At 66.5% G+C, this 23,987-nt stretch carries 23 protein-coding genes; 9 read left to right on the top strand and 14 right to left on the bottom strand.

All coding sequences use genetic code 11. The features are described 5' to 3' along the window. Nucleotides 1–34: 34 nt before the first annotated feature. From ACQR1X_RS26100 to ACQR1X_RS26115, 4 genes are all read right to left on the bottom strand, one after another. Nucleotides 35–1,939 carry a propionyl-CoA synthetase gene (locus ACQR1X_RS26100; protein ID WP_434893170.1) on the bottom strand — a complete coding sequence of 635 codons (1,905 nt, stop codon included), beginning with the start codon at nt 1,937–1,939 and terminating at the stop codon, nt 35–37. A 122-nt stretch (nt 1,940–2,061) separates the two neighbouring features. Further along, a complete protein-coding gene (locus ACQR1X_RS26105) occupies nt 2,062–3,444 on the bottom strand; it encodes a tetratricopeptide repeat protein (protein WP_434885793.1) in 1,383 nt (460 codons plus the stop codon). Nucleotides 3,445–3,542: 98 nt separating this feature from the next. Then, nucleotides 3,543–4,292: a tetratricopeptide repeat protein gene (locus tag ACQR1X_RS26110; protein ID WP_315804685.1), complete on the bottom strand. Its 750-nt coding sequence runs from the start codon at nt 4,290–4,292 to the stop codon at nt 3,543–3,545. Between the two features lie 118 nt (nt 4,293–4,410). After that, the gene (locus tag ACQR1X_RS26115) at nt 4,411–4,581 is read right to left on the bottom strand and encodes a hypothetical protein (protein WP_434893171.1); all 171 of its coding nucleotides are present in this window, start codon (nt 4,579–4,581) and stop codon (nt 4,411–4,413) included. Nucleotides 4,582–4,615: 34 nt separating this feature from the next. Here ACQR1X_RS26115 and ACQR1X_RS26120 point away from each other — a divergent pair, with 34 nt between their 5' ends. Next, nucleotides 4,616–5,386, top strand: a complete 771-nt coding sequence (locus ACQR1X_RS26120; protein WP_434893172.1) for a hypothetical protein — start codon at nt 4,616–4,618, stop codon at nt 5,384–5,386. A gap of 112 nt (nt 5,387–5,498) precedes the next feature. Here ACQR1X_RS26120 and ACQR1X_RS26125 read toward each other — a convergent pair whose 3' ends face one another. From ACQR1X_RS26125 to ACQR1X_RS26145, 5 genes are all read right to left on the bottom strand, one after another. Then, the gene (locus tag ACQR1X_RS26125) at nt 5,499–6,299 is read right to left on the bottom strand and encodes an SDR family NAD(P)-dependent oxidoreductase (RefSeq protein ID WP_315804628.1); all 801 of its coding nucleotides are present in this window, start codon (nt 6,297–6,299) and stop codon (nt 5,499–5,501) included. 23 nt (nt 6,300–6,322) lie between these two features. Next, entirely contained in the window at nt 6,323–6,697 is a 375-nt protein-coding gene (locus ACQR1X_RS26130; protein ID WP_315804629.1) for a DUF1850 domain-containing protein, read from the bottom strand. After that, complete coding sequence (locus ACQR1X_RS26135) at nt 6,694–8,787, bottom strand: TRAP transporter permease (RefSeq protein WP_434893201.1); 2,094 nt, start codon at nt 8,785–8,787, stop codon at nt 6,694–6,696. Before ACQR1X_RS26135 ends, ACQR1X_RS26130 begins: the two co-directional genes overlap by 4 nt. Before the next feature lie 156 nt (nt 8,788–8,943). Continuing rightward, nucleotides 8,944–9,906 carry a TAXI family TRAP transporter solute-binding subunit gene (locus tag ACQR1X_RS26140; RefSeq protein WP_315804630.1) on the bottom strand — a complete coding sequence of 321 codons (963 nt, stop codon included), beginning with the start codon at nt 9,904–9,906 and terminating at the stop codon, nt 8,944–8,946. 209 nt (nt 9,907–10,115) lie between these two features. Next, nucleotides 10,116–10,592: a hypothetical protein gene (locus ACQR1X_RS26145; RefSeq protein ID WP_315804631.1), complete on the bottom strand. Its 477-nt coding sequence runs from the start codon at nt 10,590–10,592 to the stop codon at nt 10,116–10,118. A gap of 169 nt (nt 10,593–10,761) precedes the next feature. On the opposite strand from ACQR1X_RS26145, the gene ACQR1X_RS26150 reads away from it, so the two are divergent. Beyond that, entirely contained in the window at nt 10,762–11,064 is a 303-nt protein-coding gene (locus ACQR1X_RS26150) for a hypothetical protein (RefSeq protein WP_315804632.1), read from the top strand. 18 nt (nt 11,065–11,082) lie between these two features. On the opposite strand, the gene ACQR1X_RS26155 is transcribed toward ACQR1X_RS26150, so the two are convergent. Continuing rightward, nucleotides 11,083–12,264, bottom strand: coding sequence for a hypothetical protein (locus ACQR1X_RS26155; RefSeq protein ID WP_434847114.1), 1,182 nt, complete (start codon nt 12,262–12,264; stop codon nt 11,083–11,085). A 25-nt stretch (nt 12,265–12,289) separates the two neighbouring features. Further along, nucleotides 12,290–12,919, bottom strand: a complete 630-nt coding sequence (locus ACQR1X_RS26160) for an NUDIX hydrolase (RefSeq protein WP_316181086.1) — start codon at nt 12,917–12,919, stop codon at nt 12,290–12,292. An 81-nt stretch (nt 12,920–13,000) separates the two neighbouring features. On the opposite strand from ACQR1X_RS26160, the gene ACQR1X_RS26165 reads away from it, so the two are divergent. The 3 genes from ACQR1X_RS26165 to ACQR1X_RS26175 all read left to right on the top strand — a co-directional run bounded on the left by ACQR1X_RS26165 (nt 13,001) and on the right by ACQR1X_RS26175 (nt 15,990). Beyond that, a complete protein-coding gene (locus tag ACQR1X_RS26165; RefSeq protein ID WP_315804635.1) occupies nt 13,001–13,423 on the top strand; it encodes a PaaI family thioesterase in 423 nt (140 codons plus the stop codon). Between the two features lie 232 nt (nt 13,424–13,655). Continuing rightward, nucleotides 13,656–14,666: an aldo/keto reductase gene (locus tag ACQR1X_RS26170; RefSeq protein ID WP_434899906.1), complete on the top strand. Its 1,011-nt coding sequence runs from the start codon at nt 13,656–13,658 to the stop codon at nt 14,664–14,666. 1 nt (nt 14,667) lies between these two features. After that, nucleotides 14,668–15,990, top strand: a complete 1,323-nt coding sequence (locus ACQR1X_RS26175; protein WP_434899907.1) for a tetratricopeptide repeat protein — start codon at nt 14,668–14,670, stop codon at nt 15,988–15,990. Here ACQR1X_RS26175 and ACQR1X_RS26180 read toward each other — a convergent pair. Together ACQR1X_RS26180 and ACQR1X_RS26185 are read right to left on the bottom strand one after the other, a co-directional pair. Further along, on the bottom strand, nt 15,987–16,952 hold the full coding sequence (locus ACQR1X_RS26180; RefSeq protein ID WP_316181080.1) for an NAD(P)-dependent oxidoreductase: 966 nt from the start codon (nt 16,950–16,952) through the stop codon (nt 15,987–15,989). The genes ACQR1X_RS26175 and ACQR1X_RS26180 overlap by 4 nt on opposite strands. A 154-nt stretch (nt 16,953–17,106) precedes the next feature. After that, nucleotides 17,107–18,408: a M24 family metallopeptidase gene (locus ACQR1X_RS26185; protein WP_315758877.1), complete on the bottom strand. Its 1,302-nt coding sequence runs from the start codon at nt 18,406–18,408 to the stop codon at nt 17,107–17,109. Between the two features lie 122 nt (nt 18,409–18,530). Between ACQR1X_RS26185 and ACQR1X_RS26190 the strand changes: the two genes are divergently transcribed. From ACQR1X_RS26190 to ACQR1X_RS26200, 3 genes are read left to right on the top strand one after another with little or no spacing between them, the layout of a single operon-like run. Next, the gene (locus ACQR1X_RS26190; RefSeq protein WP_434895799.1) at nt 18,531–19,592 is read left to right on the top strand and encodes a LacI family DNA-binding transcriptional regulator; all 1,062 of its coding nucleotides are present in this window, start codon (nt 18,531–18,533) and stop codon (nt 19,590–19,592) included. Nucleotides 19,593–19,649: 57 nt separating this feature from the next. Beyond that, entirely contained in the window at nt 19,650–20,468 is an 819-nt protein-coding gene (locus tag ACQR1X_RS26195) for a CoA transferase subunit A (RefSeq protein WP_434899908.1), read from the top strand. Beyond that, nucleotides 20,465–21,208: a CoA-transferase gene (locus ACQR1X_RS26200; RefSeq protein ID WP_434895801.1), complete on the top strand. Its 744-nt coding sequence runs from the start codon at nt 20,465–20,467 to the stop codon at nt 21,206–21,208. Before ACQR1X_RS26195 ends, ACQR1X_RS26200 begins: the two co-directional genes overlap by 4 nt. A gap of 1 nt (nt 21,209) precedes the next feature. On the opposite strand, the gene ACQR1X_RS26205 is transcribed toward ACQR1X_RS26200, so the two are convergent. Beyond that, nucleotides 21,210–22,682, bottom strand: coding sequence for an N-acyl-D-amino-acid deacylase family protein (locus ACQR1X_RS26205; protein WP_434895802.1), 1,473 nt, complete (start codon nt 22,680–22,682; stop codon nt 21,210–21,212). Between the two features lie 256 nt (nt 22,683–22,938). Between ACQR1X_RS26205 and ACQR1X_RS26210 the strand changes: the two genes are divergently transcribed. Further along, nucleotides 22,939–23,976 (top strand): zinc-dependent alcohol dehydrogenase family protein, encoded by a 1,038-nt coding sequence (locus tag ACQR1X_RS26210; protein ID WP_434874310.1) that lies wholly within the window; start codon nt 22,939–22,941, stop codon nt 23,974–23,976. Nucleotides 23,977–23,987 lie beyond the last annotated feature (11 nt).

Genomic DNA, 23,987 nt, shown 5'->3' on the forward strand with positions numbered 1-23,987 from the left:
GCGCCCGGGTCAAGCCCGGGCACAATAGATCGAGCTAGACCCGGCTCTTCAGCGCCTCGCCGATTTCCTCGAGCACCTTGGGATCCTCGATCGTGGCCGGCATGCTCCATTGCTCGCCGTCGGCGATCTTCTTGATCGTGCCGCGCAGGATCTTGCCGGAGCGCGTCTTCGGCAAGCGGCCGACGGTGATGGCGAGCTTGAACGCGGCGACCGGTCCGAGCTTGTCGCGCACCAGCGCCACGATCTCCTTCTCGATCACAGACGGGCTGCGCGACACGCCGGCCTTGAGCACGATGAAGCCGCAGGGCACCTCGCCCTTGATCGCATCCTTGATGCCGAGCACGGCGCATTCCGCGACGTCGGGATGCGACGCCAGGATTTCCTCCATGCCGCCGGTCGACAGCCGGTGGCCGGCGACATTGATGATGTCGTCGGTGCGCCCCATCACGAAGACATAGCCGTCCTCGTCCTTGTAGCCGGCATCGGAGGTCTTGTAGTAGCCGGGAAACTCGCTGAGATAGGATTCCTTGAAGCGCTCCTCCTGCTGCCACAAGGTCGGCAGGCAGCCCGGCGGCATCGGCAGCTTGATCACGATCGAGCCCATCGTGTTGGCGGGCACGGGCTTGGCGGCTTCGTCGACGATGTCGACCTGGTAGCCCGGCATAGGAACCGTCGGCGAGCCGTGCTTGACCGGCAATAGCCCGATGCCCACCGGATTGCCGGCGATGCACCAGCCGGTCTCGGTCTGCCACCAGTGGTCGATCACCGGCACCTTCAATTGCTGCTCGGCCCATTCCACCGTCGGCGGATCGGCGCGCTCGCCGGCCAGGAACAGGGTGCGGAAATGCGATAGATCATATTTGCGCAGGAAAGTGCCTTCCGGATCCTCCTTGCGGATGGCGCGGAATGCCGTGGGCGCGGTGAACAGAGCGACCGCCTTGTGATCGCTGATGACGCGCCAGAACGCGCCGGCATCGGGCGTTCCGACCGGCTTGCCCTCATACATCACCGAGGTCGCGCCATGGATCAGCGGGCCGTAGATGATGTAGCTGTGGCCGACCACCCAGCCGATGTCGGAGGCGCACCACCAGACCTCACCCGACTTGATGCCGTAGAGATTCTCCATCGACCATTTCAGCGCGACGAGGTGCCCGCCATTGTCCCGCACCACGCCCTTCGGCTTGCCGGTCGTGCCGGACGTGTAGAGGATGTAGAGCGGATCGGTCGCCAGCACCGGCACGCATGGTGCCAGCTTGCCATTGGCGAGCGCGGATTTGCGCAGCGCCGCCCAGTCGTAGTCGCGGCCGGGCTTGAGCTCGCAGACATGCTCGGGACGCTGCAGGACGATGCAGGCCTTGGGCCTGTTGTCGGCGAGCTCGATCGCCTGGTCGAGCAGCGGCTTGTACTGCACGATGCGGCCGGGCTCGATGCCGCAGCTCGCCGACAGCACGAGCTTCGGCGTGGCGTCGTCGATGCGGGTGGCGAGCTCCTTGGCGGCGAAGCCGCCGAACACCACCGAATGCACCGCGCCGATGCGCGCGCAGGCGAGCATCGCCACCATGGCCTCCGGCACCATCGGCATATAGAGGATGACGCGGTCGCCCTTGGCCACGCCGAAATCCTGCATGATCGCGGCGAGCGTCTGCACCTCCTTCAGCATCTCGGCATAAGTGAGCTTCGTGACCGAGCCGGTGAGCGGCGAATCGTGGATCAGCGCCAGCTGATCGCCGCGGCCGGCGGCGACGTGACGGTCGAGCGCATTGTAGCAGGTGTTGACGACGGCCCCGGCAAACCAGCGGCCATAGGCGCCCATCGCGGGATCGAAGATGGTCTTGGCCGGCTCGATCCAGTCGATCGCGCGGGCGGCCTCGGCCCAGAACCCTTCCGGGTCCTGCAGCGACCGTGCATGGACCTCGTGATAGCGGCTCGCAGCGCTCATGACGTTTCCCCAAGATCTGTGTTTATTCCCGAGTATTGTCACGGGACAAAGCGACAGTTCAAGCCGTCATGAATTGATCCAGATCAGGCGCAACCTGGAGTCCGGTCACTTTCCCGGGCGGATCAATGCCCTGCGTCGCGCAGCATGTCCAAACGTCGCTGCAGGGCTAGACGAAGGTCGTAGCCGGGCTTGCCGAACCGGGCATTCCGTTCGGCGATGAAGTCACGCTGTGCGCTGCGCAGTTCGGCCGCAAGGCGACCACGGGACGATTTGAGCCGGCGAGCGTAGCTCTCGGCGATGCCGAGGTCCAGCACCGACAGCTGCGGGTCGGCACAGATGACCTTCTCGACCTCGCGCACGGCGGTGGTGCATTCGAACGACGGCCCGCTGCGCTCCGAAGGCGCATTCAACGGGCGCGGCGGCTCGGCGCCGAACGTCTTGATCTCGGCCAGCATGACGCGCCGGCCGGCGATGGCATTGTCGTTGCCGGGATCCAGCCGCAGCGCCGCCTCGTAATCCGCCAGCGCCTTGGCGCGTTCGCCCATCTTCTTGTACAGCACCGCACGGTTGTTGTAGGCGAGCGCGAAATTCGGATCGATCCGCAGCGCAGCGTCGTAGTCGCCGAGGGCCGCGCCGAGCTCGTTCTTGAACTGATGGGAATCGCCGCGATTGGTGAGGAAATTCGCCCGCTGCTCCATCCGGATCGCCTGGTCATAATCGGCGATCGCCTTGTCGTACTCCTTCATGGCGGCGTAGGTGAGGCCGCGATTGTCGTAATATTCCGACACCTTCGGATCGCGCCGGATCGCCTCGTCGTCATCGGCCAGCGCCTTGTCCATCTGGCCGAGCTTCTTGTAGGCGGCGGCACGGTTGGTGAAAGTGCGGGGACGTTCGGGGTCGAGCCGGATCGCCTCGTCATAGTCGCGCACCGCCTTCTCATTGTCGCCGCGCAGGTAGAAGGCGACGCCGCGGTCGGCATAGGCCTGCGCGAAGTCGCGCTTCAGGCGGATCGCCTGGTCATAGTCGGCCAGAGCGCGATCAAGACGGCGCTGCTCGGTATAGACAACGCCACGCAACTCATAGGCCTCGGCGTCATTCGGATCGAGCGAGATCGCCATGCTCAGATCGGCCGCCGCCTTGCCGGCATCGCCACCGGCCTCGCGCATCAGGTCGCCACGCAGCCGGTAGGCGCGCGCATTCTTGCCGTCGAGCGCGATGGCACGGTCGAGGTCCTTCAGGGCCTGGGTCATGCCGCCCGAGGTGCGGGCACGGGCGTCGGCGCGGGCGACCAGGGCGATGGATTGATCCTTGGGCGAACTCGATGCCTGCTCGATTGCGGTCGAGCAGGCGGCAATGAGTTCGGACGGTGGCGCCTTGCTGCCCAAAGCGCATTCGGGGTCCGCAGCGAATGCAGGCTGGGCCCCGAGGCCAAGGACGAGGCCGGCCGCAAGACGCAGCGCGAGGTAGGATGAGCGGGATGAAATCGAATGGATGAAAGCGTGCATCGGCGTGGGCTCGGAATTTCGACTGTTGCGGGTTGAGACGCTGATCTCCCCCGTTGTCGTCTCCGGCCGGAACCCGGTTCAAGCGGCCACGCCGATGATCAATAGCCGTCGACGCCGTTCAGCCGCCGCAGGCGGTCCTGCATCGCCTTCTTGAGATCGTAGCCGGGCCTGCCAAAGCCGGCGTTGCGCCGCGCGATGAACGCGTCCTGTTCGCGCTGCAGGGCGCGTGCCGCGGCGGGGCCGGCCGCCTCGCGAACGACGCGGGCCTGCGCGCCGTCGATCTCGCGATCGAGATTGGCGAGCTCCGGATCGGCGCAGATCGCCTTTTCCACGGCGCGCCGCGCCGCGGCGCAATTGAAGCTCGGCCGGCCCGCGACGGCCATCTGCGCGCCCATGCGCTCGAGCTCCACTGCGAGCGCGTGATAGTTGCTGCGGGCGCTGGCGTGATCCGGATTGAGCCGCAGCGCCGCGGCGAAATCGGCCAGCGCCTTCGGACGGTCGCCCTTCTTGCGATGCAGTTCGCCGCGTGCATTGAAGATGCTGGCGAGCGTCGGGTTGAGCTGCAAGGTGACGCCGTAATCGGCGATGGCGCGATCGATCTCACCCCTGGTGATGAAGATCGAGGCGCGCGCGATCAGTGCGTTGATGCGATCGGCCCTCGCGGCCTTGGGATTGTCGATCACGGCGCCGCATTCGGTGAGCACCTTGTCGCCATCGCGCGCCTCCGAGGCCGCCATGCAGGCACCGGCATCCACCGCCGGCTCCTTGCCAGGCTCGGCCGCGCCGACCGCATGGGCCTGGGTCGAAGCCAGCCATCCGAGCGTGACCAGCGCGGCAAGGCGCAGCAGCCCATCCCGGCGACCGACTGCAGCCCATGAGGAGGCGGATGAAGTCAAGGCAGATGGCTCTCTCAGGTCGTGGGCGGTCCGGCACGGCGCGCGGGGCGTAACCGCCTCTGCGGCGACTTCAACTATACAGCGGCAGCAGCGGTGCGACAGTCCTTTCCTGCAGAAGGCAACCCTTGCGAATGGGGCTCGCGAGCCGATCGCGGCCCCCGGCTGAAATGCGCGTGATCGTGCCGCGCATTCCCTTCAAGATGTTGTGGATGCGCGCCCCGGCGACGTCCTCGATCGTCATTTGAACCTGTTGCGGTTCCCGCAGACACAACCGCATGACTATTCTGACCGACAATTCGCGCGCACGCGGCGTCGTTGCGTCCCCTGCGCGCTATTTCTATTTCAACATGGCTCTGGCCTGCATGGCCGTTGCGATCATCGGCTTCGCGCCGACCTACTGGCTGCCACTGGCCCGCGGCTCATTCTCCGGCGCGCCCGTGATTCATTTCCACGGCTTCCTGTTCTTCACCTGGACCTTGTATTTCGCGCTGCAGAGCTGGCTTGCCGCATCCGGACGCACGGCGTGGCACCGCTCGCTCGGCATCTTCGGCGTATCGCTCGCCACGGCGATGACGATCTTTGGCTTCCTCGTTGCTATCGAGGCGATGAAGCGTTCCGCGGCGATGGGGCAGGCCAACGAGGGCATCGCCTTCGCCATCGTGCCGCTCAGCGGCATCGCCTTCTTTGCCGTGGTCTTTACGCTCGCGGTTATCCATCTGCGCCGGCCGGAAACCCACAAGCGGCTGATGCTGCTCGCCGGCATCTCGCTGCTGGACGCCGCCGTGGCGCGCTGGTTCCTGACATTCCTGGCGCCCCCCGGTCCGCTCGGCCCGCCGCCGGTGTTCGTGACGATCCCGCCGGCCTTCGTCGCCTACCTGCTGCTCGTCGTCGCGATCATCCACGACCGCCGCACGTTCGGACGCGTCCACCCGGTCTACATCTATGGCGGACTCGCGCTGATCGCCGTGAAGCTGCTGAACTGGCCGGTCAGCGTGACGTCGGCGTGGCACGCGATCGGCGGCAGCATGCTGGCAATGGCGCAATAATCGCGCAGTGTATCGCACCTCGTCATTGCGAGGAGCCGCAGGCGACGAAGCAATCCAGAGTCCTTGCTCGGCCCTGGATTGCTTCGCTTCGCTCGCAATGACGCAGAGAGAGTTAGCTCCTGCAGGTCAGCCCGCCATCGACCACAAGCATGGTGCCGGTGACATAGCGCGACTCGTCGGAGGCGAGGAACAAGGCGGCATTGGCGACGTCGAAGGCGTCGCCCATATGTCCCATCGGCACCTGCGCATCCCGCTTCTTCCACATCTCCTCGACATCGCCCTTGGCGTAGCTCGCGGCCAGCCCCGCGGAGTGCTCGACCATCGGCGTCTTCATCAGCCCGGGCAGGATCGCATTGACGCGGACGTGCTTCGGCGCGAACTCGACCGCGGTCGTGCGTGTCATCTGGTTCATCGCCGCCTTGCTGGCGCCATAGCTGACATAGGAAATGCCGACCTGGCGGATCGAGGCCACTGAGGAGATGTTGATGATGGAGCCGCCGCCCTGCCCGATCATCACCGGAATGACGTGCTTCATGGCGAGATAGGCGCTCTTCAGGTTGACCGCGAACACGCGGTCCCATTCCGCTTCATCGACATCGACCACGCTGCCCATCTCGGCAATGCCGACATTGTTGTCGAGCACGTCGATGCGGCCATAGGCGGCAACGCAAGCCTTCACCATCGCCTCGACCTCGACGGCCTTCGAGACATCGGCGGTGAACGCCTCGGCCTGCCCGCCTTCGCCTGAAATGATCGAGGCCGTCTCCGCGGCGGCGTCCTTGTTGCGGTCGACGCAGAACACCTTGGCGCCCTGCCGCGCAAAGGTCACGGCCGTGGCCTTGCCGTTGCCCCAGCCCGGCCCGATCGAGCCCGCACCGACCACCAGCGCCACCTTGCCCCTGAGACGATCCATCGCGTTCTCCCGTCGTTTGTTCGTTATTCGGTACAGGCGCTCATCGTGATCGTCGCGGCGCCGATGTCATGGCCGAAGATGTCCGACAGCGTCCGGCATTGCCCGTCCGCGCAGATGCGCCACTCGCCGGCCGCGCCGGAATTGGCGAGCACGATCCGCGACAGCGGACCCCGCTGGGCCTGCCATTGGAACCAGCCATCGACCAGCCGTGCCTCCGGCGGCGGCTCCATGCCGGCGCCGGAGCCCTTGACGCGGGCCTGCACCAGTTCGAGACCGTCAGGCGTGACGCGCCAGTCCTCCTGCCACGCGGTCTTCTCGACCGAGTGGGTCCAGGCCAAGGTGAAGCCGGCGAGGGCCAGCGCCTTCACCACACCCGATGACGCGAGGCAGAGGCTCAAGCGGAGGCCGCCACGGCAGCCGGCGGCCGCTGCCGCCACTGCCACGCCACGATCACCACCGCGAGTGCAAATCCCAGCATGTCGCTGTAGGGAAATTCGCCGAGCAGGCAGACGGACGCGACAAACGCCAGCAGGCGCTCGACCAGGGTCATGCGCACGTACAGGAAGCCGATCGCCACCATGCCGAACAGGCCGATCGAGATCAGCGCCTTGACGGAAGCATACGCCACCGCGCCGATGAAGCCGAGTTGCGCCTCCATCGGGTCACCTGGCTGCAGCATCAGCGCGGGCGAATAGACGAACAGAAACGGAATGACATAGCCGGCGAGCGCGATCCGCATCGCCTCCCACCCGATCTTGTCGGGATTCTCCTTGGCGATCGGGGCGGCGGCCAGTGCGGCCAGCGCAACCGGTGGCGAAAGGTCGGCCATGATGCCGTAGTAGAACGCAAACATGTGACTCGCGATCAGCGGCACGCCCAGCTTGGCGAGCGCGGGGGCTGCGAGCGCCGCGGTGATGATGTAGGTCGGGATGGTCGGGATGCCGGTGCCGAGCAGGATCGACAGCAGCATGGTCATGATCAGCGCCGCGAACAGGCTGGTCTTGCCGAGGCCGATCACCCAGCTGCCGAAGATCGAGCCGACGCCGGTCTGGGTCATCATGCCGATGATGACGCCGACGATGGCGCAGGCCATGCCGACGGTCAGCGCCGACTTCGCACTTTCCGCCAGAGAATCGCGGCAGGCGTGCAAGGTGCCCATGCCGCCGCGCACGAAGCCGGTGATGACGATGAGCGCGACGACGACGGAGGCGACGGGAATGATCTGCAGGCCGTTGCGCGACAGCGCGCCGACGACGAGCGCGAGCCCGATCCAGAATACGTAGCGCAGCACCTGGTTGGAGAAGCCTATGGTGATCGAGGTGCCCAGGATCAGCGCCACCGTCAGCGCGAGTCCCATCGAGCCCGCATACAGCGGCGTGAAGCCCTCGAACAGCATGTAGACCAGCGCGGCGAGCGGCAGCACGAGATACCAGCGCGCCACCAGCGCCTTCCAGGCGCTCGGGATCTCCGACGTCTTCATGCCGGTCAGGCCGTGCTTGCCGGCCTCCAGGTGCACCATCCAGAACGCCGAGGCGAAATACAGGATCGCCGGGATCACGGCGGCCTTGACCACCACCGAGTAATCGACGCCCAGCGTCTCGGCCATGATGAAGGCGACCGCGCCCATCACGGGCGGCATGATCTGGCCGCCCATCGACGCGGTGGCTTCGACGCCGGCCGCAAAGGCGCGGCGGTAGCCGAACCGGATCATCAGCGGAATCGTGAACTGGCCGACGGTGACGACATTGGCGACGCCCGAGCCCGAGATCGTGCCCATCATGCCCGAGGCGAACACCGCGACCTTGGCCGGACCGCCGCGGGTGCGACCGAACAGGCCGAGCGAGACGTCGGTGAACAGCTGGATCATGCCGGCATGCTCGAGGAACGAGCCGAACAGGATGAACAGGAAGATGTAGGTCGCCGAGACGTAGATCGGCACGCCGTAGAAGCCCTCGGTGCCAAACGACAGATGCGTCACGATCTGATCGAAATCATAGCCGCGATGGTTGAGCGGCGCCGGCAGATACTGGCCGAAGAACCAGTACAACAGGCAGGCGCCGCACATCAGCGGCAGCGCGAGTCCCATCAGCCGGCGCGTGCCCTCGAAGATCAGGACCGCCAGCAGGGTTCCGACCACGAGATCGACGCGGGTCGGATCGCCGTCACGCGCGATCAGGTCGGCGTAGAAGATCCACTGATAGAGGCCGCAAAGGAAACCGATGGCGCCGATGGTCCAGCCGGCGATGCGCCCCGCATCGGTCCTGGCGGTGAAGTTGCCGATCAGGCCGAAGGTGAGCAGCAGCAGGAAGCCGACATGGACGCCGCGCACGACCTGGCTCGGCAGATAGTTGAAGGCGGCGACATAAAGCTGGAACAGCGCGAACGCGAGACCGATGCCGTAGGCCAGATAGCCCCAGCGGCCGGGACCGAAGCCCTCCGGAAAGCCGTGCTCGAAATTGTCGAACTCGACCTTGACCGGCGTTTCCATGTTAACGGCTTCGATCGTCATGATCCCCCCAACGCGCCCATCAGGCGCTGCTGACCATGGCCGCAATCACCTGAACGACAAGACTGCGCGGAAGGTTTCCCGCGCAGCCGGTTGCGAATGACCCGGCCTGCAAGGCACGCCGGGCGAGCAGCGTCCTTATTTCAGGATGCCCTTTTCCTTGTAGTAGCGGATCGCGCCCGGGTGCAGCGGCACCGGGCTGTCCTGCGCCGCCGTCTCCAGCTTGATCTCCTTGCCGGCGGCGTGCGCATTGGCGAGCTCCGGCAGCGACTCGAAGATCAGCTTGGTCATCTGATAGGCGAGATCGTCTGATACCGCCGAGCTGGTGACGAGATAGTTGATCACGGCCGCGGTCGGCACGTCCTTGTCCTGGCCGGTATAGGTGTTGGCCGGGATGGTCGCCGCGACGAACGGGGGCCCGATCTTGTCGACGACCTCCTTCGGCACCGACACCACGGTGATCGGCGACGAGGTCGACAGATCCTTCAACGATGCGACGCCGAGGCCAGCCGACTGCAAGGTGGCGCCGAGCTGCCGGTTCTTCATCAGGTCGACGGATTCAGCGAAGGGCAGATACTCCACCTTGCCGAGATCCTTGTAGCTCATGCCGGCAGCGGCGAGGATCGCGCGCGAGTTGAGCTCGGTGCCGGACTTCGGCGCGCCGACCGACAGGCTCTTGCCCTTGAGGTCCGCCAGCGTCTTGATGCCGGATTCGGCCGTCGCGACGATCTGGATGTAGTTCGGATAGATCGCGCCGATGGTGCGCAGCTTGTCTAGCTTGGTCTTGAAACCGGCCTCCTCCTCGCCGTTCCAGGCGGCCTTCAGGGAGTCGCCGAGCGCGAAGGCGAGCTCGCCGCGTCCCTGCTGCAGCAGGATCAGGTTCTCGACCGAGGCCTTGGTCGCCTGCACCTGGGTTTTCACATTGGGGATCTTGTCGCCGTAGATCTTCCCGATGGCGACGCCGAGCGGATAGTAGACGCCCGACGTGCCGCCGGTGAGCACGTTGATGAAGCTCTGTGCCTGCGCCGCCGGCGCCGCGAGCATGCAGGCGGCCGCCAGAATGAAACCGGTTGCAGTGCCAGAGATTTTCGAGAAACGCATGGATCCTCCCATTGATTTTGCCGCAAATTGGACGGCTGCAGGCGCGGGGTCAACCCATCCGAAAGACTGGCGCACCAGCCTCTCCCGCTCCCACGGCGCGAGGCCGGGACCGATGCGCCCCCGCGTTCAATCTTACATTGACAGTAACACCAGCTTGAACCGCAGGTGCAGCCCAGAGCGGCGGGCTGCCTCCCTCGCAAGGCCGCCGCTCATTGGAACGTCATGTCGACGCACTTGGAGATGTCCGAGCCGAGCCCGGACGAGATCGTCATGCAGCCGCGCACTTTCTGCTGGGTCGTATCCGCCACCCAGATCGAATAGCCGCCATTGCCGAAGAAGGAGTTGGTGTTCGCCGGCTCGGTCTCGGTGGCATCGAACTCGTATTTGGAATCGGTGTCGAACACGCGCGGCTTCCTGGTGCAGCCGCCGTCGGTCTGGACGTTGATGACCTCCTTGTTGTCCCGGGTCAGCGACAGTGAGACCTGGCAGCGGAAATATTCCGAGGTCTTCACGTTGAAGAGGTAGGCGTAGGACTTGCAAACGGCCGTATTGAGCTTGCCGGCGGAGAGACCGCGGCTGCAGGCGATGCGCTGGTTGTTGGACAGCTTGAAGTCGTCGGCCCGGGCGGATGCCAACGTCACCAGCGACAACGCCGCAACCCAACCGATCTTCGTGACGAGGCTCATCCGAATCATCCCCAAAGTGTTTTCTTGGCCTATGTTTCTAAACCACGCTGCAGGATAATCGCGAGATCGGCGAATGGAAAATCCGCCAACGATCACCGCGCTGCGACGGGGCCACGATGATGCCAACGCGTTCGCGATTTGTTCGAGACGACATCGATTGGAGGAGGACATGAAGAGCCCGTTTCTGAAAGCCCTGATCGCCCTGGGGGCGCTCGGCGCACTGACCAGCGTGAGCTGCGCCGCACCGCCGGAGCCGTGGGAGCTGAAGCCCGACATGGGTTACGCCTATGGCAAGGACGGCAAGACGCTCGCCTACAAGATGGGCACCAAGAACGCCGACATGCTGCTCAAGGGTGCCAAGAAGGTGCCGAAGGGCACGCTGTTCTTCGTCGGCCAGAACGGTCAGCTCTACATGCGGACCGCCCCCTATCTCGACGGCGACGGCAGCTTCTCGTTCGGCGCGGATGAGTAGAGGCGAGCGCGCGCAGCCTCAGAACGCGGCCGCCAGCTCCTTGGCGCCGGGCAGGCTGCTGAGCGAGTCCATCCTGGAATCCGTCACCGCAAGCAGCTTCGCCACGGTGTTGTGGCGAACGGCGACCGGATTGCGCTCATAGCCGCCGCGCTGGAAGAAGTTGGCGGTCGGAACCTGATCGCGCATCTCGAGCGGCATCGTCACCATGTCGAAGCCCGTGCCGTCGCCGGTGAGATTCATCATTTCGAGCTCGGCGGCCGAAAGCGGCCTCGTGTAGCCCTTGGCGCGTGCGAACAGCACCGACGTCAGGAGCTTGTGCGTCTGCAGCATCGGCCCGACGTCGATGTCGAGCACCATCGCGTGCATGGCCCAGCCCTGCGGCGTGTTGCCGATCTTCTCATGCGCCGACCAGTCGTCCGGTACGGAGCGCGCGATTGCGACCATCTTCTTCAGGACCGCGAGCTTGTGCTCCATCGCGCCGCGTGCCGGCCCGGACGTCCGCGCCACGCGTTCGCCGAGCAGGCGGATGAACAGCGGGCCCTGCTCGGCCAGCAGCTCGACGCTGTTGGTGGTCAAGAGCTGATTGTAGCCGATCGCCGTCGAGATCGCGCGGTTGCCCTTGAAGCCCGATTGCGAATCGTGCTTGCCGTTGCCGCCGGTCTCGAAGGCATAGACGCGCACCGCCTGCTCGCGAGTCAGTCCCGACGCCGCGGCGAAGCGCGCATAGGCGCGCTTGAAATCGATGTCGCTGGCGGGGCGCTGCGGCGACCATTGGAAATGCTCCTGTGCCGCCTTCACGAGGTCGGCGACCACCGGGATGTATTTGCGCTCGCGCGGCTCGCCCTCAGGTTCCGGCTCGGGATTCACCGGCCGCTTCGGCCCGGTGTAGACCGGCGGCTGCTCCAGCACATAGTCGTCGAGCCCGATCGGCTGACGATCGCGGCGCTTGGCATTGCGCGCACGGCGCTTGTCGGCGATCGCCTTCCAATAGGCGCCCGCCTCCTGGTCGAACTCCGCGCGCGCCTGCTGATATTCGGCGAGTTTGCGCCGATACTCCGCAATCGCGGCGGGCGATGCCATCTGCGCCAAAGCTTCGCGCGGGGCGACCGGTGCGCCGGGTTCCGCGGCCAGCAGAGGCGGCGCGCCGGACACGGCGCAAGCGACAATCAGGACAAGCGTGCGAATCGGCTGATGAAGCATGCCGCCCTTGTAGCCGAAACGGCGGCTACTTCCAGGCAAACACCGGCTGTTCCAGCTCATGCACCCGGGTGTCGCGGCCGGACAGCACCTCCCGGAACTGATAGATCAGCGCCGCGGTGGGTGCGTGAATGAGGCCCTCGCGGGCGTGAAACCGGATGACGCGCCGCGTGCTCTCGGGGATCGCGGTGAAATCGAACGCGTCATCCGCCGTGATCGCGTCGAGGCCGATCCGGTGCACCGACGCGACCTCGTCCGGATTCGGCCGCAGCGTGCGGCCATTGGCCGCCCATACGACGACGGGGGTAATCAGATAGCCCGACCGTGTCGGATAGTCGTCGAGCATGCCCAGCACCGCATCCGGCGCCAGGCTCAGCCCAAGCTCTTCCGCGAGCTCGCGGAGGGCGGCCTCGACCGTCGTCTCGCCGGCATCGCAGCGTCCGCCCGGCAGCGCCCATTGCCCGCCATGGCTGCGCAGCCCTGCAGCACGCAGCGTGAGCAGCAGCGCCGTGTTGCCGGTCTCGTGGTGGGGCGCCAGCGCGATCACCACCGCCGCGCGCTTCAGCGAGGCCGCCCCCGCAGTCGCCTCCAGCCGCACGAAACCGGCACAGCAGCCTGCGATTTTCCGCCTCGTGGCATCGTCGAACGGCATGGGCATGCAGCTTGACTACACCAGGCCAGCGACGGATGAAACGATCTGCGAGCCGGATTTCGGGCGCGACAGGAAAGGTCTTCAGCGATGACGAAATCAGCCGCGGCCAGGATGACGTCCGACGGCTGGGAGATCGTCGACACCTCGGGCTTCCTGCACCTGATCGGCCCGCTGTGGCAGCGCGTCGTCGACGGCGCCCATGAATACGCCATCGTCACCGAGGACAAGCATCACAACCGCCGCGGCCTGGTCCAGGGCGGCGTGATCATGACGCTGGCGGACCGCAGTTGCGGCATGATGGCCCGCCATGCCGCGGGCAAGGAGCACATGGCGACGATCCAGTTCGACACGCATTTCGTCGAGTCCGGCAAGATCGGCGAGACCCTGGTGTCGCGGCCGCATGTGGTGCGGATCACCCGCAGCCTGGTGTTCATCACCACCGAGGTGACGGCCGGGCATCGCGTGATCGCGATGGCGTCGGGCGTGTTCAAGATCCTGAAAAGCGAGTGAGAGCCCTACTCTCTCCGCCGTCATTGCGAGGAGCGCAGCGACGACGCGTCCGCCGAAGCCGATCGGGCGAAGGCGGAAGCAATCCAGAGTCCCGCCCCGGCTCTGGATTGCTTCGCGGAGCCTGTCATCGGGCCGCGCATCCGCGCGGACCCGGTGGCTCGCAATGACGCGCAGAGAGAGCTATCGTATCCACTCCGTCCGCGGGCGGTGATGGTTTGGAAATGAGGCAAGAATGCAATATCGCCAGCTCGGCCGTTCCGGCCTGAAAGTGTCGCCGATCTGCCTGGGCACGATGATGTTCGGAGGTCCCACCGACGAGCCGACATCGGCCCGCATCATCGCCAAGGCGCGTGACGCCGGCGTCAACTTCATCGACACTGCGGATGCCTACAACAAGGGCGCGTCGGAGGAGGTGGTCGGCCGCACCATCGCGCGCGAGCGCGACCGCTGGATCGTCGCCACCAAGCTCGCCAACCCGATGGGCGACGATCCGAACCGCGCCGGCCTGTCGCGGCGCTGGGTAATGCAGGCCGCGGACGAAAGCCTGCGGCGGCTCGGCACCGGGCATATCGACATCTACTATTTGCACAAGGAGGACCACGCGACGCCGCTGGAGGAGACCGTGCGCGCCGTTGGCGACCTCATGCGCGCCGGCAAGACCCGGTATTTCGGCGTCTCCAACTACCGCGCATGGCGGCTCGCCGAGATCTGCAATCTCTGCGACGGCATGGGCATTGACCGTCCTGTCGTCAGCCAGCCCTACTACAACGCGATGAACCGGATGCCCGAGGTCGAGCACTTGCCGGCCTGCGGCTATTACGGCCTCGGCGTCGTGCCTTACAGCCCGCTGGCGCGCGGCGTGCTCACCGGCAAGTACAGCCCCGATGCGCCGCCGGACAAGGAGACCCGCGCCGGCCGCAACGACACCAGGATGATGCAGACCGAGTGGCGGCCCGAATCGCTGAAGCTGGCGCAGGAGATCAAGCGCCACGCCGAGACGAAGGGCTTCACGCCGGGGCAGTTCGCCGTGTCCTGGGTGCTCAACTCCGCCTTCATCAGCTCGGTGATCGCGGGTCCGCGCACCGAGGCGCAATGGGACGACTACATCCGCGCGCTCGACTATCCCTTCGCCGCCGACGACGAGGCGCTGATCGACCGGCTGGTCGTGACCGGTCACGCTTCGACGCCCGGCTACAACGATCCGGCCTATCCGATCGAGGGCCGCAGGCCGCGGGTGGGCTGAGATGGAGGAGGATCGCTACGGCCTGCCCCTGTCGACCGCCTCCACTGATGCGGCCGCGGCCTATCGCGAGGGCGTCGACCTGCTGCTCGCCTTCTGGCCCAGCGCGGCAGATGCGTTCGAGCGGGCGATCATGCTCGATCCGGATTTCGCGCTGGCGCACGCCGCCCGCGCGCGCATTCATGCCATCTATATGCAGCGCGAGGCGGCGCTGCAGACCATCAAGCGCGCCCGCGACCTCGTTGCCAGGCGCGGCACGCCGCACGAGCAGAGCCATGTCGCGACCCTGGTGCTCGCCATCGAGGGCCGCGGCACCGACGCGCTCGACGCGACCTTGGCCCATCTGGAAAGCTGGCCGCGTGACGCCATGATCATGGCGCTGCCGCTCGGCGCCTTCGGCCTGCTGGCCTTTTCCGGTCGCAGAGATCACGACGCCGCCCGACGCGAGCTGTGCGACCGGTTTGCCGCCGCCTATGGCGAGGACTGGTGGTTCCTATCGAACCACGGCTGGGCGCTCACCGAGGCCGGTGATATCGCGCAGGGACGCGCCGTCACCGAGCGCAGCTTCGCGTTGCGCCGGCACAACGCTTATGCCGTGCATGCGCTGCTTCATGCGATGTTCGAGGCTGGTGCGCTGGACGAGGCCGATGCGCTCGTCGAGGGGTGGATCGGCGACTACGATCGCACCGGGATGCTGCACGGTCATATCTGCTGGCACCAGGCGCTCGGCGCCCTGGACCGCGGCGATGCCGCCGGGGCACTCAAAGTCTACACCGACGTGCTGGTACCGACGATGGACACCGCGCCGCCGCTCAACACGCTGTCGGACTGCGCCTCGCTGCTGTGGCGACTGCTGGCGGAGAACTACACCGTGCCGGGTGGCGCTTGGGCCGAGGTGGCGGCCTATGCCAGCCCCCGTTTCACGGGCTCGACGCTCGCCTTCATCGAGATGCACCTGGTGATGATCGCTGCGGCCACCGATGATACCGCGGCGCTCAAGGGCCGTCTCGCCGCGATCGAGCGGCGGCAGACCGAAGGCACGCTGCCGGCGGGCCGCATCGTGCCGCACATGCTGCGGGCGCTGCGCGCCTTCGCCGAAGAGAATTGGCGCGCCTGCGCGCGTGAGCTCACCCCTGTCATCGGCGACCTCGCCCGCATCGGCGGCAGCCACGCCCAGCGCGAGGTGATCGAGGACACCTACATCCTGTCCCTGATCCGCAGCGGCGCGCTGACCCAGGCCCGCGAGGTGCTCGACACCCGCCTGCACCGCCGGCCGTCGGCGCGCGACACGCGCTGGCGGGCCCTCACGACCCCTGCGCCTGCTTAGCCCTCGGTTTCCAGCCCGGTCGGCATCGGCACGTTTTCCGGCTGCAGCTTGAGACCGGCGGCGAGCGCCACCGTCTCCAGCAGCGCCGCAAAATCCTTCTCCAGATAAGCGGCCGGGTCCGATTGCAGCGAGGCGGCGCCGACATGGGCCTGCAGCGCCTCGCGCGTCGCCGCCGTCACCGGCATGGCGACGTCGAGCTGGCGCGCCGCCGACAGGCCGAGATCGAGATCCTTGCGCAAGAGCGGCGGCGTGAAGGTCGTGGTCCAATCGAGATTGACCAGCGCGTTGCTCTTGTACTTCGTGAAGGTCGAGCCCATCACGCTGGCATTCATGAAGTTGAGAAAGGCATGGCGCGGCACGCCGGCCTTCTGCGCCAGGATGGTGATCTCGGCGAGGTTCTGGATCACGACGCCGAGGAACACGTTGTGCGCGATCTTGCAGATGCGCGCGAGCTCGCCCTCGCCGACATAGGACACGCCGGAGACGGCGATCTTGGCGAGATACGGCTCGATCGTATCGAACGCGGCCTTGGGGCCGGAGACGACCGACGACAGCTTGCCGGCCTTGACGCATTTGCCATTGCCGGACACCGGCGCGCGAACGAACTCGCAACCGAGCTGATTCAGCTTGGCGGCGATCGCCTCCGACTGCTCGATACCGATCGAGGAGCAGTCCACCAGGATCTGGGGACGCGATCCAGAACTTGCGGCCACCAGGCCGTGGTCGCCGAAATACACCTGCTCGAGATCCTTGCCGGTCGACACCATCGTGAACACGATGTCGCACGCGGCGAGATCGCGGGGATGATCGACGATGACGCCGCCTTTCGCCGCCAGCGGCTCGGCCTTGGCGCGGGTGCGATTGTAGATCGACACCTTGTGGCCGGCCTTGAGCAGGCGCTCAGCCATCGGATAGCCCATGCGCCCCATGCCGATCCAGCCGAGCGAATGCGTCGCGGTCATCGTCCTCTCCTCGTTACTGATCACAGTCTTCGTCATTGCGAGGAGCGAAGCGACGAAGCAATCCAGAGTCACGACTCCCGCCCTGGATTGCTTCGCTTCGCTCGCAATGACGAAAATCACAAAGATCGCTCTATTGGGCGCATTGCCTATCCGCTCAGTAGCGGTTGGCGATCGGCAGCTCTTCCGCAGGAAACAGCGTGATCACCTGGCAGCCCTTGTCGGTGACCACGACCTCCTCCTCGATCCGCGCAGCCGAGAAGCCGTCGGTCGCCGGACAGTAGGTCTCGAGCGCGAACACCATGCCGGTCTTGATCTCCATCGGATTGTCCAGCGAGACCAGCCGGGAGATGATCGGACGCTCATGCAGCGCAAGTCCAAGTCCATGGCCGAACTGCAAGCCGAAGGCCGCCATCTCCGAGGGAAAGCCGAACTCCTCGGCCTTTGGCCAGACCTTGGCGACGGTGTCGGTCGAGACGCCCGGCTTGATCAGCGCGATCGCATTGTCGAGCCATTCGCGGCACTGCTTGTAGGCATCGTGCTGCGCCGGCGTGGCGCGGCCGACGTTGAAGGTGCGGTAGTAGCAGGTCCGGTAGCCCTGATAGGACTGCAGGATGTCGAAGAACGCCTGGTCGCCCGGACGCAGGATGCGGTCGGTGAAATTGTGCGGATGCGGATTGCAGCGCTCGCCGGAGATGGCATTGATCGCCTCGACGTCGTCGGAGCCCATCTCGTAGAGCATCTTGTTGGCGAGCGCGACGATGTCGTTCTCGCGCACGCCCGGCTTCAGGTGCTCGTAGATCGAATGGTAGACACCGTCGACCATGGCCGCGGCCTGATTCAACAGCATGATCTCGTCGATGTTCTTGATCTCGCGCGCGTCCAGCATGACCTGCTGGCCGTCGACCACCTTCATGCCGGCCTTCTGCAACTCGAAGAACATCGCGGTCTCGGCGAGGTCGACGCCGACCGGCATGTCGGCAACGCCGGCTGCGCGCAAAAGGCTCATCACTTCCTCGGCATGCGCCTTCATCAGCCCGACCGCCGGCGGCACGGTGCCGCGCATGCCGAGCATGCCGGCCCGGCAGTTCTCCGGCGCCAGCCAGTCGCAGAACAGACGATGATGGACGGCTGCCGAACCGAAATCCCACACGATCGGCTCGCCGTCGCCGGCCAGCAGCGCGAAACGGCACAGCTTGTCGCGCTCCCATTCGCCGATCTTGGTGCCGGACACGTAGCGAATGTTGTTGACGTCGAACAGCAGCAGCGCACCATAGCCCGACGCCTTCAGCGCTGCGCGCGCCCGCGCCAGCCGGTAGCGCCGCAACCTGTCGAAATCGACGCGGCGCTCGAAATCCACCGAGACATGGCCATGCGACGGAATCGCCCGCCCCCAGCGCCAATGCGGATCGAGATGCTCCGGGCTGACCAGATGCGGCTTCAACGCGCTGGCTGTCATGTGGGCGTTTCCCATTGTGCTATTGCAATCGATTGCAGAGCCGGATTTATTGCATGCACGCAAATTGTGTCAAGGTACCGCGCGATCAAAACGTCGTTGCGCTGCGGCATCAGGGAGCGGAGATGAAACGGACGTCGCCATCGACCAGGAGCCCGCGCGCCACGGCGTCCTCACGCCCGACGATCAAGGATGTCGCGGCGCGCTGCGACGTGCATCCCTCCACGGTGTCGCGCGCCCTCAGCCCGGCCATGAAGCATCTGGTGGCGAGTGATGTCGTGGAGCGGATCCAGGCCGCCGCGAACGCGCTCGGCTATCGGCTGAACATGGCCGCCAAGGGCCTGCGCACCGGGCGCAGCGGCCTGATCGGCGTGCTCGCGCCCGATATCGCCGACCCCGGCTTCCCGCCCGTGCTGTCCGGCATCGCCGACCATCTCAACGCCGAGGGCTATGCGACGATCGTCGTCGACGTCGGCAGCAAGGGCTCGGAGCAGGATCTGGTCGACCGGCTGATCGCCCGCGGCGTCGACGGTCTGGTGCTGGCGACGGTGAGCCTGCGCGACAATGTCGTGAAGCACTGCCTGGACGCAGCGCTGCCGGTGGTGCTGGTCAATCGCGTCGATGCCGCCGGACTCCTGCCGTCGGCCGCCAGCGACGATGCCGCCGGCATGCGGCTCGCCGTCCGGCATCTCGTCGCCCTCGGCCACCGCCGCATCGGTCACGTCGCGGGCCCGCAGCACATCTCGACCGGCGCACGCCGCCGCGCCGGCTTCGAGGCCAGCATCTTGGCTGCGGGACTGTCCGGCCGCCATGCGCCGGTCGAAGCCGTCGAAGCCTATACGCGGGCGGCGGGTCGCGAGGCTGCGCTGCGCCTGCTCGCGCGGCGGACGCGCCCAACCGCCATCGTCGCCGCCAATGACCTGCTGGCGCTTGGCGTCTATGATGCGCTCGCCGCGCGCGGCCTCGCCTGCCCCGGCGATGTCTCCGTGGTCGGCCACAACGACATGCCGTTCGTCGACATGGTCGCGCCGCCGCTGACCACGGTGCGGATCGCCCAGCGCGACATGGGCGAAGCCGCGGCGCGGCTGCTACTCGACCGCCTTGCCGGGCGCGAGGCCGTGACCGACCACATCGTACTGGCGCCGGAGCTCATCATCCGCGGCTCGACGATCGCATACGCGCACTGACAGACCCGCGGCCCATCGCTACACTCGGCGGCCAAGCAACAACGGGAGGATAAGCCGATGACAGAGATGGTCGGCCTGGAGGCGCTCGTCGCATCAATCGCACCGGGGCAATCGATCGCGATCCCGGTCGACCGTGCCGGCGTCTCGATGGCGGCAACAGCGGCCATGATCGAGGCCGGCCTCACCGGGCTGCATCTCGTCTGCGTACCGATATCAGGCCTGCAGGCCGATCTGCTGATCGGCGCCGGCGTGGCGACGGTGGTGGAAACCAGCGCCGTCTCGCTCGGCGAGGCCGGCGGCGCACCGCGCTTTGTCGCGGCCGTGCGCGACGGCAGCATCACCTTGCGCGATGCCACCTGCCCTGCGATCCATGCCGGCCTGCTGGCCGGGCAGAAGGGCGTGCCGTTCATGCCGATCGCCGGCATCATCGGCAGCGACCTGTTGCGGGTCCGCCCCGATTGGAAAGTGATCGACAGTCCCGTCGGCGAGCCCGGCAAGGTCGTCGTGGTGCCGGCGATCACGCCCGACGTGGCACTGTTCCACGCGCCCGAGGCCGACCGCTTCGGCAACGTCCGCATCGGCCGCTACCGTGAGCTGGCGACCATGGCCTATGCGGCGAAGCGCACGCTGGTCACCGTCGAGCGCATCGTCGATCGCGATCTGATGGCGACCGAAGACTCGGCCGCCGGCGTACTGCCGGCGCTCTATGTCGATGCCATCGCGGTCGCCGAGAACGGCGCCTGGCCGCTGCCGCTGTGGGACGAATACGAGACCGATGGCGCGGAGCCTTCGCGCTACGCCGCGATGGCGCGTACGGACGAAGGCTTTCGCACCTATCTCTCCGGCTTCCTGAGCCGCAGCAGGGAGGTGGCATGACCATGCACGACGAGCGCGCGCGCAAGGAAACGCTGATCACCGTCATCGCCGACCTGCTCGACGGCGTCCGCCACGTCGCCGTCGGCGCCTCGTCGCCGGTCCCGGCGGCCGGCGCGATGCTGCTGCGCGCACGCAACGCGCAAAGGGGCAAGCCGCCGGTCCGCATCTCGATCCTCGGCTCCAGCCGGCACAATTTCTTCACCAATGGCGGCGTCGAGCTGTTCGACTGCGCCGCGCAGGGCCGCGTCGACGCGTTCTTTCTCGGCGGCGGCCAGATCGACGGTGCCGGGAATATCAACCTGGTCGGCACCGGCGACTATCCGCGGATGGACGTGCGCTGGCCGGGCTCGTTCGGCTCGGCCTATCTCTATCATCTGATCCCGCGGGTGATCCTGTTTCGCGAGGAGCATTCGCCGCGCGTGCTGGTGCCGAAGGTGGACTTCGTCAGCGCCGCCGCGACCACGCCGGAGGTGAAGCGGCGCGGCGGCCCGCATGCGCTGCTGACCAACCTGGCGCTGTTCGATTTCGACCGCGAGCGCGGCGGCTTCCGGCTGCGCTCGGTGCATCCCGGCTACACGGCCGAGGACGTCCGCGACCGAACCGGGTTCGAATACGCGGCGCCGGAACTCGTGCCGGCGACGGCCGGCCCTGATCGCGCCACGGTCGAGCTGATCCGCGGCCGGATCCGCGACGAGCTCGCGGAATGCTACCCGGAATTCGCGCGCGCGATGGCCACGTAGCTCACTGCAGCGTACCGCGGGTGATCACCTGCCCCGCATGCGCCTTCTGATGCGCGCCCTGCCACCAGGTCAGCGCGCCATTGACGATGACGGCCTCGATGCCGGCGGCCGGCACGCAGGGGGCATCATAGGTCGCGCCGTCGCGCACGCTGGCCGCATCGAACAGCGTGATGTCGGCATGGTTGCCGACCGCGAGCGTGCCGCGTCCCTTGATGCCGAAATTCTGCGCCGTCAGCCCGCTCATCTTCCACACCGCAGTTTCCAGCGGGAACAGCTCGAGCTCGCGGCAGTAGTAGCCGAGCACACGCGGGAATGTGCCCCAGAGCCGCGGATGCGGACGCTCGCCGAACGGCAGGCCGTCGGAGCCGATCATGGTCGGCTCGAAGGCGAGGATGGTCTGCACGTCGGCCTCGTCCATCGCGAAGTAGATCGCCGACGCCGGCTGCAGCCGCTTCGCGGCTTCGAGCCGGTCGACGCCCCAATCGGCGGCGATGTCGGCGAGATCGCGCCCCGCCACTTCCGGATGGGGTCCGGAGGCCGCGACGACGACCTTGACCTGCAGCTTGGCCGGGTCGGTGTGCAGCATGGTCGAGGAGGCGTTGTAGGGATAGCAGTCGAGCGCGACGCACTGGCAGCTCATCGCCTTGGTGATCAGCGGCAGCGTCTCCCTGGTGCGGCCGAAATTGGCAGGGCCCACCACCTTGTGATGCGAGATCACGACCTGGACGTCGAGTGCCTTGCCGATGGCGAAGCTTTCCTCCAGCGATTGGATGACCTCGTTCGCCTCGTTGCGCATATGCGTCGCATACACGCCGCCGCTGCCGGTGAGCGGACGGCAGACCTCGATGATCTCCTCGGTCGGCGCCGCCTCCGCCGGCGGATAGAACGTCCCTGTCGAAACCCCGATGGCGCCGGCATCGAGCGCCTCCTGCACATGCGCGCGCATCTCGGCGATCTCCACGTCCGTCGCGGCCCGGCCGAGATCGCTCACGACCGAGGCGCGCAGCGCGGTGTGGCCGACCATCGGCGCGACGTTGACCGCAGCCGGCGCCGCGCGCAACGCGGCGACGTAGTCGGCGAACGCGGCATACTCGACCACCTGTCCCTCGCTTGGCGATAGCAAGCCGAGCGGCATCGGCCGCGGCGAGCCTGGCTTCAGCGGCGCGATGCTGACGCCGCAATTGCCGGTCACGACGGAGGTCACGCCCTGCGAGACCTTGCAGGTCATGTCGGGATCGACCAGCACGGCGCTGTCGTCATGGGTGTGGGAGTCGATGAAGCCCGGCGCAACGATGAGGCCGGTGGCGTCGATCACGCGCGTGGCCTTCCGGCCGTCAAACCCGCCGATGGCGACGATGCGGCCATCCTTGATGCCGACATCAGCCTCGAAGCGTGGCGCACGCGTGCCGTCGATGACGGTGCCGCCGCGGATGATCAGGTCGAAGGACACGGACGAAGGCTGGCTGTCGGTCATGAAATCTCACGCGGAATGGTAGGAAGCCGGGAGACTATCCGCGAGCCGCGCCGATGCGTCCAGAGCGATGCGTATGTGATCTGAGCCGGGCTGGACTGCATTGGATGCGCGACGCGCGTCCGCCGTCCGCATTTCGCCCTGGCCACCCGGGACACACGATAGTGATAGGGACTCTGGTCAGGATTGATACGCCTCAACGGCGCGCGACCTCTCTTGCGCCATCCATCCTCCGGGCAGAAACCTGCGGAGGTAAGTCATGAAAGCCCTGGTCTATCATGGTCCCGGCAAGAAATCCCTGGACGAGCGCCCGAAGCCGACCGTCATCGAGCCGGGCGACGCGGTGGTCAAAATCCTGAAGACGACGATCTGCGGGACCGACCTTCATATTCTCAAGGGTGACGTGCCGACATGTACGCCGGGCCGCATTCTCGGTCACGAGGGTGTCGGTGTGGTCGATGCGGTCGGCAGCGCCGTGCGCGCGTTCAAGCCGGGCGACCACGTCATCGTTTCCTGCATTTCGGCCTGTGGAACGTGCGACTATTGCCGGGGCGGCATGTATTCGCACTGCCGCCACGGCGGCTGGATCCTCGGCAACAAGATCGACGGCACCCAGGCGGAGTATGTGCGGACGCCTCACGCCGACACCAGCCTCTACCACGTGCCCGCGGGCACCGAGGAGGACGCGCTGGTGATGTTGAGCGACATCCTCCCGACCGGTTTCGAATGCGGCGTGCTCAACGGCAAGGTCGAGCCGGGTTCGACGGTTGCGATCGTCGGCGCCGGTCCGATTGGATTGGCGGCGCTGCTGACGGCACAATTCTATTCGCCGGCCGAGATCATCATGATCGACCTCGACGACAACCGGCTCGAGGTCGCCACCCGCTTCGGCGCCACCAGCGTCATCAACAACACCGACGGCAAGGCGGTCGACAAGGTCATGGCCCTGACGAACGGCCGCGGCGTCGACACGGCGATCGAGGCGGTCGGCGTGCCCGCGACGTTCGTCACCTGCGAAGACATCATCGCCCCCGGCGGTGTGATTGCCAATGTCGGCGTGCACGGGGTCAAGGCCGACCTGCATCTGGAGAAGCTGTGGGACCGCAACATCGCGATCACGACACGGCTGGTCGATACGGTGACGACGCCGATGCTGCTGAAGACGGTGCAGTCGCGCAAGCTCGAGCCGAAGCGGCTGATCACCCACCGCTTCAGGCTTGATCAGATCCTTGATGCCTACGAGACGTTCGGCGCCGCGGCCAAGACCCATGCGTTGAAGGTTCTCATCGAGACATAGGCGTCCTGACC

This window comes from Bradyrhizobium sp. HKCCYLRH3073, assembly GCF_051167995.1.
Lineage (GTDB): Bacteria > Pseudomonadota > Alphaproteobacteria > Rhizobiales > Xanthobacteraceae > Bradyrhizobium.

Coding starts and splice junctions, on each gene's coding strand:
- ACQR1X_RS26100 (WP_434893170.1), bottom strand. CDS start 1,939: ATGAGCGCTGCGAGCCGCTATCACGAGGTCCATGCACGGTCGCTGCAG.
- ACQR1X_RS26150 (WP_315804632.1), top strand. CDS start 10,762: ATGAAGAGCCCGTTTCTGAAAGCCCTGATCGCCCTGGGGGCGCTCGGC.
- ACQR1X_RS26170 (WP_434899906.1), top strand. CDS start 13,656: ATGCAATATCGCCAGCTCGGCCGTTCCGGCCTGAAAGTGTCGCCGATC.
- ACQR1X_RS26185 (WP_315758877.1), bottom strand. CDS start 18,408: ATGACAGCCAGCGCGTTGAAGCCGCATCTGGTCAGCCCGGAGCATCTC.
- ACQR1X_RS26135 (WP_434893201.1), bottom strand. CDS start 8,787: ATGGAAACGCCGGTCAAGGTCGAGTTCGACAATTTCGAGCACGGCTTT.
- ACQR1X_RS26145 (WP_315804631.1), bottom strand. CDS start 10,592: ATGAGCCTCGTCACGAAGATCGGTTGGGTTGCGGCGTTGTCGCTGGTG.
- ACQR1X_RS26210 (WP_434874310.1), top strand. CDS start 22,939: ATGAAAGCCCTGGTCTATCATGGTCCCGGCAAGAAATCCCTGGACGAG.
- ACQR1X_RS26105 (WP_434885793.1), bottom strand. CDS start 3,444: ATGCACGCTTTCATCCATTCGATTTCATCCCGCTCATCCTACCTCGCG.
- ACQR1X_RS26180 (WP_316181080.1), bottom strand. CDS start 16,952: ATGACCGCGACGCATTCGCTCGGCTGGATCGGCATGGGGCGCATGGGC.
- ACQR1X_RS26155 (WP_434847114.1), bottom strand. CDS start 12,264: ATGCTTCATCAGCCGATTCGCACGCTTGTCCTGATTGTCGCTTGCGCC.
- ACQR1X_RS26175 (WP_434899907.1), top strand. CDS start 14,668: ATGGAGGAGGATCGCTACGGCCTGCCCCTGTCGACCGCCTCCACTGAT.
- ACQR1X_RS26165 (WP_315804635.1), top strand. CDS start 13,001: ATGACGAAATCAGCCGCGGCCAGGATGACGTCCGACGGCTGGGAGATC.
- ACQR1X_RS26195 (WP_434899908.1), top strand. CDS start 19,650: ATGACAGAGATGGTCGGCCTGGAGGCGCTCGTCGCATCAATCGCACCG.
- ACQR1X_RS26200 (WP_434895801.1), top strand. CDS start 20,465: ATGACCATGCACGACGAGCGCGCGCGCAAGGAAACGCTGATCACCGTC.
- ACQR1X_RS26160 (WP_316181086.1), bottom strand. CDS start 12,919: ATGCCCATGCCGTTCGACGATGCCACGAGGCGGAAAATCGCAGGCTGC.
- ACQR1X_RS26140 (WP_315804630.1), bottom strand. CDS start 9,906: ATGCGTTTCTCGAAAATCTCTGGCACTGCAACCGGTTTCATTCTGGCG.
- ACQR1X_RS26205 (WP_434895802.1), bottom strand. CDS start 22,682: ATGACCGACAGCCAGCCTTCGTCCGTGTCCTTCGACCTGATCATCCGC.
- ACQR1X_RS26120 (WP_434893172.1), top strand. CDS start 4,616: ATGACTATTCTGACCGACAATTCGCGCGCACGCGGCGTCGTTGCGTCC.
- ACQR1X_RS26125 (WP_315804628.1), bottom strand. CDS start 6,299: ATGGATCGTCTCAGGGGCAAGGTGGCGCTGGTGGTCGGTGCGGGCTCG.
- ACQR1X_RS26115 (WP_434893171.1), bottom strand. CDS start 4,581: ATGACGATCGAGGACGTCGCCGGGGCGCGCATCCACAACATCTTGAAG.
- ACQR1X_RS26190 (WP_434895799.1), top strand. CDS start 18,531: ATGAAACGGACGTCGCCATCGACCAGGAGCCCGCGCGCCACGGCGTCC.